The 15,415-nt window shown below is 76.8% G+C and carries 2 protein-coding genes; both read right to left on the reverse strand.

Annotated elements, in window-relative coordinates; translation table 11 throughout:
* Nucleotides 1-3 precede the first annotated feature (3 nt).
* Nucleotides 4-2,007 (reverse strand): type I polyketide synthase, encoded by a 2,004-nt coding sequence (locus GQ466_RS28015; protein ID WP_161106070.1) that lies wholly within the window; start codon nt 2,005-2,007, stop codon nt 4-6.
* The gene (locus GQ466_RS31100; RefSeq protein WP_202421245.1) at nt 2,004-15,383 is read right to left on the reverse strand and encodes a type I polyketide synthase; all 13,380 of its coding nucleotides are present in this window, start codon (nt 15,381-15,383) and stop codon (nt 2,004-2,006) included. Before GQ466_RS31100 ends, GQ466_RS28015 begins: the two co-directional genes overlap by 4 nt.
* Nucleotides 15,384-15,415 lie beyond the last annotated feature (32 nt).

A 15,415-nucleotide genomic window follows, 5' to 3' on the forward strand; every position in this document is an offset into this window, starting at 1 on the left:
CCTTCAGTCGTGGACGTAGGCGGGCGCGGACCGCTCGGCCAGCGCCGCCACCGCGCGGATCGTCGGGTCGTCGAAGATCTCGGCCAGCGTGACCCGGACGCCGGTCAGCTCCTGGAGGCGGCTGCGCAGCTCGACGGCGGTGAGCGAGGTGAGGCCCCGGTCGACCAGGTCGTCGTCCGGGCCGGGCGGCTCGCCGGGGACGACCTCCAGCACGGCCGCGCGCACCAGGTCCACGAGCGGGCCGTCAGCCGGGGCGGGCGCGGGCGTGCCCGGCCAGAAGCGGCGCCGCTCGAACGGGTAGGTCGGCAGGTCGACGCGGCGGGCGCCGGAACCGGCGAACACGGCCGTCCAGTCGACGTCCTCGCCGGTGGTGAAGCGGCGCGCGGGGCCGTCCGGCGGGGTGGGCGCTTGACCTGCGGCTATTTCTCGCAGCCCGGCGGTCAGTTCGTCCCTGGTGGCGCCGACGACGGCCGCGCGGTGGGCGAACCGGGCGCGGGTCGTGGCGAGCGAGTAGGCGATGTCGAGGGGATCGTGCCGTTCCGCGTGGGCGAGCAGGCGGCGGGCCTGCTCGGCGAGCGCCGCCGGGGTCCTGGCCGACAGGACCCACGGGATCGCGTCCATCGGGCGGCGCGGTGCGTCCGGCGGGGGCGCGGGCGCCTCCTCGACGATCACATGGGCGTTGGTGCCGGAGATGCCGAAGGACGACACCGCCGCGCGCCGGGGACGGCCCGTCTCGGGCCAGTCCGCCGGGTCGGTCGCGAGCCTTACGGTGCCCGTCCAGTCGACGTGCGGGGTGGGGGCGTCGACGTGCAGCGTGCTTGGCACGGTGCCGTGCCGCATGGCTTCGATCATCTTGGCGAGGCCCGCGATCCCGGCGGCGGCCTGCGTGTGCCCGAGGTTGGACTTCACCGAGCCGAGCAGCAGCGGACGCTCGCGGTCCCGGCCGTAGGCGGCGAGGATCGCGCGGGCCTCGATCGGGTCGCCGAGGACGGTGCCGGTCCCGTGGGCCTCGACGACGTCCACGTCGGCGGGCGCGAGGCCCGCGTCGGCGAGGGCCGCCCGGATGACGCGCTGCTGGGCGAGGCCGCTCGGCGCGGTCAGGCCGTTGGACGCGCCGTCCTGGTTGACGGCGCTGCCCCGCACGAGCGCGAGGACGCGGTGGCCGCGGCGTTCGGCGTCCGACAGGCGCTCCAGGACGAGCACGCCCGCGCCCTCGCTCCACGCCGTCCCGTCGGCGGACGCGGCGAACGACCGGCACCGGCCGCCCGGCGACAGGCCGCGCTGGCGCGCCAGGTCCACGAACGCGCGCGGCGTCGCCATGACGGTCACGCCGCCGGCGAGCGCGAGGTCGCACTCGCCCGTCCGGAGCGAGCGCGCGGCGAGGTGGACGGCCACGAGCGACGACGAGCACGCCGTGTCCACGGTCACCGCGGGCCCTTCGAGGCCGAGCGTGTAGGCGACGCGGCCGGAGACGACGCTGCCGGCCGTCCCGGTGAGGCGGTGACCGTCGGCTGCGGCCTCACCGGCCGCGTACTCCTGGGCCATCGCGCCCGCGAAGACGCCGGTGTCGGTGCCCGCCAGCGCGTGCGGGTCGATGCCCGCGTGCTCCAACGCCTCCCAGGCGACCTCCAGCACGAGCCGCTGCTGCGGGTCCATCGCGGTGGCCTCACCGGCGCTGATGCCGAAGAAGGCCGCGTCGAACCCGGCGGCGTCGTCCAGAAAGCCGCCCTCGCGGACGTAGAACGTGCCCGGACGATCCGGATCCGGGTCGTACAGGGCGTCCAAATCCCAGCCCCGGTCGGTGGGAAAGCCCGAGATGGCGTCGCGCCCATGGGCGACGGCGTCCCACAGGTCGTCCGGCGACGCGATCGCGCCGGGCAGACGGCAGCCGATGCCGACCACCGCGACCGGATCGGACGCATCCGCGCCGTGCGCGCGCAGCCGCTCGATCTCCTTCAGCGCCTCGCGCAGCGCCGCCACCAGCCGCGCCTCGGTGCCCGCGCTCATCGCGGACCCGTCCGGCCGCGCAGCGCGGCCTCGATCAGTTGCTCGGCGTCCATTGCTTCGATCAGCTCCTCCGGGTTCTGCCGTACCGGTTCCACCGCCTCGTCCGTCCCGAGGACGGTCCGGTTCAGGTGGTCGGCGAGCGCGGCGGGGGTCGGGTACTCGAAAACGACCGTCGCCGGAAGCGGCGCACCGGTCAGCGTGGTCAGCGCGTTGCGCAGCTCGACGGCGGTCAGCGAGTCGAACCCGAGGTCGCGGAACGAACGGTCGGGATCAACGTCCCCGTCCCCGTGCCCGAGCACCTCCGCGACACGACGGCCGAGCAAATCCAACACCCGGCGCCGCCGCCCCTCGGGATCCAGCGCGGCAAGCTGCCGCCGCAACACGTCCGGATCGTCCCAGTCCCCCGCCACCCCGCTCACCACGCGCTCCGCCGCCCAACGCGCCGCATCGCCCTCTACCCGACCCGCCGCACGGCCCGCAGCCCAGTCCCCCGCGCCTGCCGCACGCTCCGCCGCCCAGCCTGCGTCACTGCTCGCCGCACGATCCGTCGCGCCGCCCAGCGCGCGGTCTGTCACTCGGCTCACCGTGCCGTCCGCAGCGCGGTCCGGCACGCCGCCCCCCGCGCCGCTCGCCGTGCCGCTCGTTGCGCGGTCGGGCGCGCGATCGGACGCGGTGTCCGGAGCACGTTGGGGGGCGGGCGCCGGGACACGTTCGGGCGCGCGGTGCGGCGTGTGGGCGGGGGCGTGGTGCGGGCCGATGGCCGCGACGGCGGGGTGGGGGGACGCGAGGGCGGCGTCGAACATCGCCAGGCCCTCGGCCGTTGAGAAGGGTTCGAGTCCCCGGTGGCGGAGGCGGGCCAGGTCGACGTCCCGGAGGTGGGCGGTCATGCCGTCGCGCCGCGCCCACACGCCCCAGGCGATCGAGACGGCGGGCAGGCCGTGCCCCCGGCGATGCGCGGCGAGGCCGTCCAGGTAGGCGTTCGCTGCCGCGTAACCGGCCTGGCCCGCGGAGCCGAGCGTGCCCGCGATGGACGAGAACAGCACGAACGCCCGCAGGTCTCGGTCGCGCGTCGCGTCGTGCAGATGCCGGGCGGCGTCCGCCTTCGCGGCGAGGACGGGGTCGAGGCGGCCGGGGGTGAGCGAGCCGAGGACGCCGTCGTCCAGCACCCCGGCCGTGTGGACGACGGCCGCGAGATCCGGGATCCCGGCCACCAGCCGGGCCACGGCCGCGCCGTCCGCGACGTCGCACGCGGTGATCGCGGCGGTCGCGCCCAGCTCGGCGAGGTCGGCGCGAAGCTCGTCCGCGCCGGGCGCCTCGGGACCCCGGCGGCTGACGAGCACCAGCTTCCGGACGCCATGCGCGGCCACCAGGTGGCGGGCCAGCGCGGCGCCGAGGCCACCCGTCCCGCCGGTGACGAGGACGGTCCCGTCCGAAGGGAACGCACCCGCCCCGCCGCCAGGCAGCGCCCCCAAGCGGGGCACATGCGGAACATTGTTCCGGATCATGATCTGCGGTTCGCCCGTGGCGAGCGCGACGGCGAGATCCAGCGAGCCGTCGGTGTCCACGAGGACGAACCGCCCGGGCTCCTCAACTTGCGCCGAGCGGACCAGCCCCCAGACGGCCGCGCCGGACAGATCTGTCACGTCCTCGCCCGGCAGCCCCACCGCGCCGCGCGTGACGACGGCCAGGCGCCTGTCCGCGTCCTGCAAAGCGCGCAGCGCGGTGTGCGCCGCCGCATGAAGCCCGACGTCCCGCACTTCCAGCACCGGAACGCCCGCCACAGACGCGTAGGGCACCGAGACGTCCGGTGACGCGACTTCCAACACCGGCATCTGAGGCTGCGGCACGTCCGGTGCCTCTGCCCGCCGGGTGTCCATCGCTTCCGGCTGCGGGACTTCCGGCACGTCCGCCTGCGGGATGTCCAGCGTTTCCGGCTGCCGCACGTCCGGGGGTGGGGACGTGGCGGGGGTCCAGGTCAGAGCATGCAGGCGGACGGGCGCGCGGAATCCGCCGGGCGGAACTGGACGTGTCCACATCGAGCCGACCGTCAGCAGCAGGCGGTCCGCCGCGTCGGCGACCGTGATCGCGACCGCGTCCGGGCCTGCCGGGGTGAAGCGGACGCGCAGGTCACCGGCGCCGGGCGTGTGGAGCGCCGCGTCCTCGAAGGAGAACGGGACGAGGGCGCGTCCGGGACCGGCCGCCAGCCAGCCCTGGAGGGCGGCGTCCAGGAGTGCCGGGTGGAGGCCGAAGCCTGTGACGTCCACGCCGTCGGGGGCGCCGACCTCGGCGTACACCGCGTCGCCGGCGCGCCACAGGGACCGCAGGCCCCGGAACGCCGGGCCGTGCGCGAAGCCCAGCTCGGCGAGCCGCGCGTACGCGTCGTCCAGGTCGACGCGGACGGCGTCTGGCGGCAGCGTCACCGGCGTGACGCCAGGCATGGCGCCGGACGGGTGCGTCATCGGCATGACGTCCTGCACCGCGCTCGATATGGCGTCTGACGCAGCGCCCGGCACGGTGCTCGACGCCGCGGTCGGCGCGGCGCTCGACATAGCGGGCGGCTTGGCGCCCGGGGTGGTGGGTGGGGTGGGGGTGGTTGTAAGTGTGCCTGTTGCGTGGACGGTCCATGGGCCGGTGTCGGCACGTGAGGAGATCGTGATGGTTTGGGTTTTGGGGTCTTTGGGCTGGACTACGACTTGTAGGGCGACGCCGGATTGGGGCAGGACGAGCGGCTTTCGCAGGACCAGTTCGCGTATGGCGGCTGCGCCGGCCTCGGCGCATGCTCGGGCGGCCAGTTCCAGGAAGAGCGTGCCGGGGGCGGACGGGGTGCCGCCTACGACGTGGTCGGACGTCCAGCCGCCGGACGGTAGGTGTCCCGAGAGGATGAGTGTGCCGGGGGTTTCCATTCGGGCCGTCAAAACGGGGTGGTTCGCCGTGTCGAAGCCCAGATCGGTCGGGTCGGCGGCGGGGGGTTCGGGGAGCAGCCAGAAGCGGGGGCGGTCGAACGCGTAGGTCGGCAGGTCCACGGGTGGGCGAGTGCCGAAGTAGGCGGGCCAGTCCACCGGGACGTCCCGGGCGGAAAGGTCGGCCAGCGCGGTCACCAGCGTCACCGGCTCGGGGCGGTCGTGTCGCAGTGTCGGCAGCGCGGCGGCCGTGGCGGACTGGGCCGCCAGCGATGTCAGTGCGCGGCCCGGGCCGACCTCGAGGAAGACGGCCTTGTCCCCGGCCAGGCGGACTCCGGGGGCGAAGCGGACGGGTTCGCGCGCCTGCCGCAGCCAGTAGTCGGCTGATGTGAGGGCGTCGCCGGACGCCGGCCGGCCCGTCAGGTTCGCGACGATCGGGATCTCCGGCGGGTGGTAGGCGACCTCGCGGGCGACGGCGGCGAACTCGGCCAGGACGTCGTCCAGGTCCGCCGAGTGGAACGCGTGCGCGACCGGGAGTCGCACCGCGCGGCGTCCCCGCTCCCGCCACAGGGCGACGACCCGCTCGACCTCGCCCGCCGGTCCGGACACGACCGTTGCGTCGGGGGCGTTCTCGGCGGCGATGGACGCGCCCGAGTCCAGTTCGTCCAGCGACCGCGCGACCTCGTCGGCGCTCGCGCGCAGTTGGGCCATCCGGCCGGGCGGCAGGGCGCTCATCGCTCGGCCGCGCGCCGCGACCAGCCGGGACGCGTCCGACAGCGACAGCACCCCCGCCACGTGCGCCGCCGCCAGTTCGCCCGCCGAGTGCCCGAGCAGCAGGCCGGGCCGGACGCCCCACGCGCCGAGCAGCCGGGTCAGCGCGACCGAGACGGCGAACAGTGCGGGCTGGGTGTATTCGGTGCGGTTCAGCAGGTCCTCGTCGTCCAGGACGGACGCCAGTGGACGGTCCAGATGCGGGGCCAGCGCGTCGCAGACCTCGGTGAACGCGTCCGCGAACACCGGGAACGCGGCGGCGAGCCCACGGCCCATGCCCGCGTACTGGCTCCCGTGGCCCGGATACAAGAAGACCGTCGTTGTTGCGGCGTCGAACGACCGGACGCTCCCCTCCGCCACCTTCGCCAGCCGCGCGGCCAACTCGTCCCGGGAGGTGCCGACGACCACGGTCCGGCGCTCGAACTGGGTCCGGGTCGTGACGAGCGCGGCGCCGACGTCCGCCGGGTCCGCGCCGGAGCGGACCGTCTCCAGCAGCCGGGCGGCCTGCCCGCGCAGCGCGGACCCGCTCCGCGCCGACAGCACCAGCGGCACGGCCGGCAACGGCGGCCCGGCCGCGACGGAAGGAGAAGCGGGGGCCTGTTCGAGGATCAGGTGCGCGTTCGTCCCGGAGATCCCGAAGGCCGACACCCCGGCGCGGCGCGGCCGTCCCGTCTCCGGCCAGGGCACCGCGTCGCGGGCGAGCGCGACGGTGTCCGTCCACGCCACGTGCGGGGTGGGCTCGTCCACGTGCAGGGTCGCCGGGACGGTCCCGTGCCGCATCGCCGCGACCGTCTTGATGATCCCGGCCATGCCCGCCGCCGCCTGCGTGTGCCCGAGGTTGGACTTCACCGACCCGAGCAGCAACGGCGTCTCCCGCTCCCGCCCGTACGTCGCGATGATCGCCTCCGCCTCGATCGGGTCGCCGAGGACGGTCCCGGTGCCGTGCGCCTCCACGACGTCCACCTCGGACGCCGACAGCCCGGCGTTCGCCAGCGCCGCCCGGATCACGCGCTGCTGGGAGGGCCCGTTCGGCGCGGTCAGCCCGTTGGACGCCCCGTCCTGGTTCACCGCGCTCCCCCGGACGACCGCGAGCACCCGGTGCCCCAATTCCCGCGCCCGTGACAGCCGTTCCAGCACGAGCACGCCCGCGCCCTCGCTCCAGCCGGTGCCGTCGGCCGCCGCCGCGAACGGCTTGCAGCGCCCGTCGGCCGCCAGGCCGCGCTGCAACGCGAACTCCGCGAACACGCGCGGCGTCGCCATGACGGTCGCGGCCCCGGCGAGCGCGAGGTCGCACTCGCCCGCGCGCAGCGACTGCGCCGCGAGGTGGACGGCCGCGAGCGACGACGAGCACGCCGTGTCCACGGTCACCGCGGGCCCTTCGAGCCCGAGCGCGTAGGCGACGCGGCCGGACGCGACGCTGCCCGAGCTGCCCGTCAGCCGGTAGCCCGCGACGCCGGCCGCCGCCTCGTCCACGCCGACGCCGTACTCCTGCCCGAGCAGCCCGGCGAACACGCCGGTGCGGCTGCCCGCGAGCGAGCCGGGCGCGATCCCGGCCCGTTCCAGCGCCTCCCAGGAGACTTCGAGCAGCAGCCGCTGCTGCGGGTCCATCGCCGCCGCCTCGCGCGGGTTGACGCCGAAGAACGCGGCGTCGAACGCGGCGGCGTCGGGCAGGAAGCCGCCCCGGGAGACCGGCAGCGCGGCGAGGTCCCAGCCCCGGTCGTCCGGGGGACGCGAGGTGACGTCGCGGGCGTTCGCGACCACGTCCCACAGCTCCTCGGGCGAGGACGCGCCAGGGAAACGGCACCCCATCCCGACGATGACGATCGGATCCGCGGCGTCGACGGCCAAAGGTGCGTCGTCCGGCCGCGATTCGGTCCCCGCGACGCGGTCGCGCAGGTACGCGGCGAGCGCGGACGGCGTCGGATAGTCGAACACGACCGCCGCCGGGAGCGCCAAGCCGGTGGCCGCCTTCAGCCGGTTGCGCAGCTCGACGGCCGTCAGCGAGTCGAAGCCGAGGTCGCGGAACGTCCGGTCCGGCGCGACGCGGTCCGCGCCGCCGTGGCCGAGCACGACGGCGGTCTGCGCGCGGATCAGATCGAGCACGTCGCCGGGCGCGGCGGCGGCCGGGACCGCCCGCGCCGCCGGGACGAGGTCGCGCAGCAGGGGCGGCAGCGCCCCGATCCCCGCCGAGACCTGGAGCGCCGCCGCGTCCAGCGCCGCCGCGACGACGTGGGCGCGGTCCTGCGCGACGGCCGCGTCGAACAGCGCAAGGCCGTCCGCGACGGGCATCTCGGCGAGGCCCTGCCGGTTGAGCCGGACGATGTCGGCGTCGCGGAGCTGCTCGGCCATCCCGGTCGTCCGGGTCCACAGGCCCCAGCCGATCGACAGCGCGGGCCGTCCGGCGGCGCGCCGGTAGCCCGCGAGGGCGTCGAGGAACGCGTTGGCCGCCGCGTAGTTGCCCTGGCCCGGCCCGCTGCTCACGGCCATGATCGAGGAGAACAGGACGAGCGTCGCGGCGTCCGGGATCGTTTCGTGCAGGTACCAGGCGGCGTCGGCCTTGGGCGCGAGCACGGCGGACATGCGCTCCGGCGTCAGCGCCTCGATCAGGCCGTCGTCCAGGACGCCGGCCGTGTGGACGACCGCCGACAGATCCGCGATCCCGCCCACCAGCGCGGCCACGGCGGCGCGGTCGGACACGTCGCACCGCACGGCCCGCGCCGAAGCGCCGAGATCGGCCAGGTCGGCGAGCAGTTCGGCGGCGCCGGGGGCGTCCGGGCCGCGCCGCCCGGCGAGGACGACCCGCCGGACGCCGTGCGCGGACACCAGGTGCCGGGCCACCGCCGCGCCGAGCCCGCCCGTCCCGCCGGTGACCAGGACGGTCCCGGACGCGTCGAGCCCCCCGCCCGGCGCCGGGCGCACGGGCGCCAGCCGCGCCGCGCGCAGGACGCCGGACCGGAGCGCGACCTGCGGCTCGCCGGTCGCGACGACGGACGCGACGTCCACGTCCGCGTCGGTGTCGACCAGCACGAACCGTCCGGGCGCCTCGGCCTGCGCCGCGCGGACGAGGCCCCAGACGGCGGCGCCGGCCAGGTCGGGCGCGGCGCCGCCGGGCGGGTCGACGGCGTTCCGGGTGACGACGAGCAGCGTGCTGCCGAGGAACCGCTCGTCCGCCAGCCATTCCTGGAGCACGGCGAGGACGCGCGCGGTCACGTCGTGAACGGAGGCGACGACATCGCCCGAGCCGCCGGTGAACGCGCCGTTCAGCACGACGACGTTCGGGACGGGCGCGCCGGGTTCGAGGGCGTCCCAGGCCGTCACCGACACCGGCGGCGCGTCCGGAACCGCGACCGGCGGCCAGGCCGGCGCGAGCAGCCGGTGCGCGGGCCGTCCGGCGCGGGACACCGCCGCGCGCTGCTCGGCCGACAGCGGGCGCAGCGTGATCGACCGGGCCGCGAGCACCGGCCGCCCGGACATATCGGACGCCGCGAGCGCCACCGCGTCCGGACCCGCCGGGGTCAGCGTCACCCGCAGCCGGTCGGCGCCCGGCGCGAACACCCGGACGTCCTCGAACGCGAACGGCAGCGCGAACTCCCGGTCCGGCGCGGCGAGGAGCGCGGCGTGCAGGGCGGCGTCCAGCAGCGCGGGGTGGACGCCGAACCCGGCCGGGTCGCCGCCGGGCAGCGCGACCTCGGCCGACACCGCGTCGCCGTGCCGCCAGAGCGCCCGCAGGCCCTGGAACGCGGGGCCGTAGCCGTAGCCGCGCCCGGCGAGCAGGTCGTAGGCGCCGATGAGGTCGACGGCGGTCGCGCCGGGCGGCGGCCACGCGCCGGACGCCGGGGTTTCCACCGTTTCCGGGACGGCGAGGCGACCGCGCGCGTGGACGGTCCACGGCTCGTCCGTCCCGTCCGCGCGGGAGTAGACGGCGACCTCGCGGGAGCCGGGCTCGTCCGCCTCGTCCACGACGACGCGCACCGCCACGCCGCGCTCGGGCAGCGCCAGCGGCGTGTGGACGACGAGTTCCCGCAGGTCGCCGCAGCCGACCTCGGCGCCCGCGCGCAGCGCCAGCTCCACGAACGCCGTGCCGGGCGCCAGGACGACGCCCGCCGCCGTGTGGTCGGCCAGCCAGGCGTGCGCCGTCCGGGACAGCCGCCCGGACAGGATCACCGCGCCGGACTCGGGAACGTCGGTCACCGCGCCGAGGAACGGATGCCCGGCCGCGACGAGCCCGAGCCCGGACGCGTCACCCCCGGCACGCGGCTCCAGCCAGAACCGCTCGTGCTCGAACGCGTAGCCGGGCAGCGGGACCCGGCGCGCGCCGCCGAACACCGGCCGCCAGTCCGTCGGGCCGCCGCGCGCGTACCGCTCGGCGGCGGACGCCAGGAACCGCGCCTCGCCCCCGTCGCCCCGCCGCAGCGTCCCGACCACGGCGGCGCCGGTGCCCTCGGCGATCTCCTCGACGTTCATCGCGAGCACCGGGTGCGGACCGCACTCCACGAAGTCGCGGTAACCGGCGGCGAGCAGCGCCCGGACGGCCGTCTCGAACGCGACCGGACGGCGGCAGTTCTCGTACCAGTACGCCGTCGTCAGCTCGCCGCCCGCGATGGTCGTGCCGGTCACGGTCGAGTAGACGGCCACGTCGGTGTCCTCGGGACGGACGAACGCCAGCACGTCGTCCAGCCGCGCCCGGACGCGCTCCACCTCGGGCGAGTGCGAAGCCACCGACGCCGCCACGACCCGCGCCCGGACGCCCGCCGCCTCCAGCTCCGCGACGAACGCCTCCAGCTCCGCCACCGGCCCGGCCACCGTCGTGGAGGACGGCCCGTTCACGCCCGCCACGCACAGCGCGGGATGCCCGGCGAGCCGCGCCTCCACGGCCGCGACCGGAGCGCCGACCGACGCGACGCGGCCGGTGTCCGCCATCTCCGCCGCGAAGATCCGCGACCGTTCCACGATGAGCCGGCACGCCTGGTCCAGCGGCAGCGCCCCGGCGACGCACGCGGCGGCGATCTCGCCCTGCGAGCTGCCGACCACCGCGGCCGGGACGACGCCGAGCGAGCGCCACAGCCCGGCGAGCGACACCATCACCGCGAACAGGACGGGCTGGACGACGTCCACCCGCGCCAGCCACGCGTCGTCGGCCGTCTCGCGGGCGACGTCGAGCAGCGACCAGTCCACGAGCGGGTCGATGTGGCGGGCGCAGGCGGCCATGCCGGCGGCGAACGCCGGGGAGCGGTCGAGCAGGTCCGCCGCCATGCCGAGCCACTGCCCGCCCTGGCCGGGGAACACGAAGACCGTCCCGCCGCGCCGCTCCCCCGCCCGGTCCCGCAGCACGTTCGGCGCGGGCTCGGCGGCGGCGACGGCGGCGAGCCCGGCCGTCAGCGCGGCCCGGTCGGCGCCGAGGACGACGGCGCGGTGCTCGAACTCCGTCCGCGCGGCCAACGAGAGACCGATGTCGGCGGGGTCGGCGCCGGTGCGCTCCAGGTGGGCGAGGAGGCGTTCGGCCTGGCCGCGCAGGGCGTCCTCGGTCTTGGCCGACAGCAGCCACGGGACCGTCCCCCACGGCGGTGCTTCCGGAACGGGCTCGGGGTCGGGGGCCTGCTCCACGATGACGTGGGCGTTCGTGCCGGAGATGCCGAACGAGGACACGCCCGCGCGGCGCGGCCGTCCGGTCTCCGGCCACGGACGGGCCTCCGTCGCCAGCTCCACCGCGCCCGACGTCCAGTCCACGTGCGGTGTGGGGGCGTCGACGTGCAGGGTCTTCGGGACGATCCCGTGCCGGATCGCCGCCACCGTCTTGATCAGGCCCGCGACGCCCGCCGCGGCCTGCGTGTGGCCGATGTTCGACTTCAGCGAGCCGAGCAGCAGCGGCGTCTCCCGCTCCCGCCCGTAGGTCGCGAGCAGCGCCTGCGCCTCGATCGGGTCGCCGAGGGCCGTGCCCGTCCCGTGCGCCTCGACCACGTCCACGTCGGCGGGCGCGAGACCCGCGTCGGCGAGCGCGGCGCGGATCACCCGCTGCTGGGACGGGCCGTTCGGCGCGGTCAGGCCGTTGGACGCGCCGTCCTGGTTCGTCGCGGACCCGGCCACGACCGCGAGGACGTCGTGCCCGTTGCGGCGCGCGTCCGACAGCCGCTCCAGGACGAGGACGCCCGCGCCCTCGCCCCACGCCGTCCCGTCGGCGGCCTCGGCGAACGCCTTGCACCGGGCGTCGCGCGCGAGGCCGCGCTGCCGGGCCAGCTCCACGAAGATGCTCGGCGTCGCCATGACCGTCACGCCGCCCGCCAGCGCGAGGTCGGACTCGCCCGACCGCAGCGACCGGCACGCCAGGTGCACCGCGACCAGGGACGACGAGCACGCCGTGTCGACGGTGACCGCCGGGCCTTCGAGCCCGAGCGTGTAGGCGATGCGTCCGCTGGCGACGCTCGACATGCCGCCGGTGAGGCGGTAGCCCTCGACGGACTCGCTCGCGTCCCAGCCGTACATGCCGACGTAGGTGCCGGTGCGGGTGCCGTGCAGCGCGGACGGATCGAGTCCCGCGTGCTCCAGCGACTCCCACGCCAGTTCCAGCAGGAGGCGCTGCTGCGGGTCCATCGCCAGCGCCTCGCGGGGCGCGATGCCGAAGAACGCCGCGTCGAAGCCCGCCGCGTCGGCGAGGAAGGCGCCCTCGCGGACGTAGGTGCGGCCCGCGCGGTCGGGGTCGGGGTCGTAGAGGGACGCCAGGTCCCATCCCCGGTCGTCGGGGAACGGGCCCATCGCGTCGGTCCCGGCGTGGACGAGGTTCCAAAGGTCGTCCGGGCCGGCGACGCCGCCGGGGAGGCGGCAGGCCATGCCGACGATCGCGATCGGCTCGGGGCCCGGGGTGCCCGGCGCGGCCGGGGCGGGCGCGGCGGCGCGGCCGGTCAGCTCGGCGTGGAGGTGGTCGGCGACGGCGTCCGGGGTCGGGCGGTCGTAGGCGAGCGTGCGCGGCAGCGGCCGTCCGGTCGCGGCGCTCAGCCGGTCGCGCAGCGCGACGGACGTGTGGGAGTCGAACCCGAGGTCGCGGAACGATGTTCCGTTTTCGATCGCGTCCGGTCCGGGGTGGCCGAGCAGGGCGGCGGCCGTGGCGCGCACCAGGTCCCCGAGCAGGCGGCGGCCCGCGTCCGGCGGCAGCGCGGCCACACGGTCCGCGACGTCGGGGTCCGCATCCGGTTCCGGTGCGGAGACGGTCGCCGAGGCCTCGTCGGGACGGTCCAGCCAGTACCGCGTGCGCTGGAACGGGTAGGTCGGCAGGTCCGTGGCGCGGGCGTCCGCGCCGCACGCCGGACGCCAGTCCACCGGCACCCCGCGCACGTACGCCTCGGCGGCCGACAGCAGGAACCGGCCGAGGTCGCCGTCGTCGCGGCGCAGCGTCGGCACCGCGTCGCATCCGGTCGCCTCCTGGACGGCCGTCGTCAGCACCGGATGCGGGCTGACCTCGATGAACACGGTGTCGGAGTCCTCGGCGAGCGCCTGCGCCGCCGGGGCGAAGTCCACGGTCCTGCGCAGGTTCGCGTACCAGTACGCGGCGTCGAGCGGCGCGTCCGGCGGCATGTCCCGGACCGCCGAGCGGAACGGGACCTCCGGCGCGCGCGGCGTGACGGGCGCCAGGTCGCGCAGCACCCGGTCGCGGATCGCCTCGACGTGCGCGGAGTGGGACGCGTAGTCCACCGGGACGGTCCGGACGCGGATCCCGTCGGCCTCGCACGCGGCGGCGAACGCGGCGAGCGCGTCCGGTTCGCCCGACACGACCGACGACTCCGGGCCGTTCACCGCCGCGATCGAGAGCCGCCCGTCCCAGCGCGCGAGCCGTCCGGCGACGTCCTCGGCGGGCAGCGCGACCGACGCCATGCCGCCCGTCCCGGCCAGCTCGGTGAGCGCGCGCCCGCGCAACGCCACGACCCGCGCCGCGTCGCGCAGGGACAGCGCCCCGGCGACGCACGCGGCGGCGATCTCGCCCTGGGAGTGGCCGACGACGGCGTCCGGCTCGACGCCGAGCGCCCGCCACTGCGCCGCGAGCGCCACCATGACGGCCCACAGCGCGGGCTGCACGACGTCGACCCGGTCCAGGCCGTCGTCCAGGACGTCCTGCAGCGACCAGTCGGTGAACTCGGCGAGCGCGTCGGCGCACTCGCGCAGCCGGGCGGCGAAGACCGGCGAGGACGCCGCGAGCGCGCGACCCATCCCGGCCCACTGCGCGCCCTGGCCGGGGAAGACGAACACCGTCCGGCTGCGGCCCCGCGAACGCCCGGTGACGGCGCGCGCGTGCGGCATCCCGGCGGCCACCGCGTCGAGCGCGTCGCCGCCGAGGACGACCGCCCGGTGCTCCCACTCGGCCCGCGTCGTGACCAGGGAGAAGCCGATGTCGCGGGCGTCGCCGGACACGCCCCGCAGGTTCCGCGCCTGGTCGCGCAGCGCCGAAGCGGTCCGCGCCGACAGCACCCACGGCACCGTCGAAGGCCCCGCCGCGCGCGCGGCGACCGGACGGGGCTCGGGCTCGGCGACGACGAGATGGCAGTTCGTCCCGCCGAGCCCGAACGAGCTGACCCCGGCGATCGCCGGTCCGTCCGGCCACGGCCCCGGCGCGTCCTGCACGCGCAGGTTCAGCTCGTCCAGCGGGATCGCCGGGTTGGGCGTCGCGTAGTGCAGGCTCGCGGGCAGGTGCCGGTGCGTCAGGCCGAGGACGGTCTTCAGCAGCCCCGCGATCCCCGCCGCGCCCTCCAGATGCCCGATGTTCGTCTTCACCGACCCGACCCGCAGCGGCCGGACGCGCCCCGGCGCGGTGCCGAGCGCCGCGCCGAGCGCCGCCGCCTCCGCCGGGTCGCCGACCGCCGTGCCCGTCCCGTGCAGCTCGACGTAGCCGACGGCGGCCGGATCCACCCCGGCCCGGCGGCACGCCCGTCCGATCAGCGCGGCCTGCGCGGACGCGCTCGGCACGGTCAGCCCGCGCTCGCGCCCGCCGTTGTTCACCGCGCTCCCGAGCACGACGGCGAGGACCCGGTCGCCGTCGGCCAGCGCGTCCGCGAGCCGCTTGAGGACGACCAGCCCCCCGCCCTCGCCGCGCACGAACCCGTTGGCGCGGGCGTCGAACACGTGGCAGCGGCCGTCCGGCGACAGCGCGCCCAGCTCGGCGAGCCCGGTCTCGGCCGCCAGCATCAGGCTCACGCCGCCCGTCAGCGCGAGATCGCAGTCCCCGGCGCGCAGGCTCTCGGCCGCCAGATGCACCGCGACCAGCGACGACGACTGGCCGGTGTCGACGACGAGGCTCGGCCCGCGCAGCCCGAGCGCGTACGACAGCCGGTTGGCGACCATGCTCCGCTGCCGTCCGGTGAACGTGTGGTGGTCGCGGACCGCCGTCGCGTACGCGTCGCCGGGCGCGGCGACGAAGACGCCCGTGTCGGTGCCGGACAGCCGGTCGGGCGCGAGCCTGGCGTGCTCCAGCGCCGCCCAGCCGAGTTCGAGCGTCAGCCGCTGGTGCGGGTCCATCGCGGCGGCCTCGCGCGGGGCGACGCCGAAGAACGCCGCGTCGAACCCGGCGACGTCGGCGAGGAACCCGCCCGCGCGCGGGGCGTCCCGGCCGGGCGGGGGCTCCCCCACCGCGTCCGTGCCCGAGCGCAGCAGCTCCCAGAACGCGTCCGGGCCGTCGGCGCCGGGCAGCCGGGCGGACATGCCGATGATCGCGACCGCTGTCATGGTGCGTCTCCTCGTGGAACCTCGGGAGCCGT

This window comes from Actinomadura rayongensis (assembly GCF_009831215.1).
Lineage (GTDB): Bacteria > Actinomycetota > Actinomycetes > Streptosporangiales > Streptosporangiaceae > Spirillospora > Spirillospora rayongensis.

Bases quoted from the DNA above. Each gene is read 5' to 3' on its own strand.
- GQ466_RS28015 (WP_161106070.1), bottom strand. From the start codon at position 2,007: ATGAGCGCGGGCACCGAGGCGCGGCTGGTGGCGGCGCTGCGCGAGGCG.
- GQ466_RS31100 (WP_202421245.1), bottom strand. From the start codon at position 15,383: ATGACAGCGGTCGCGATCATCGGCATGTCCGCCCGGCTGCCCGGCGCC.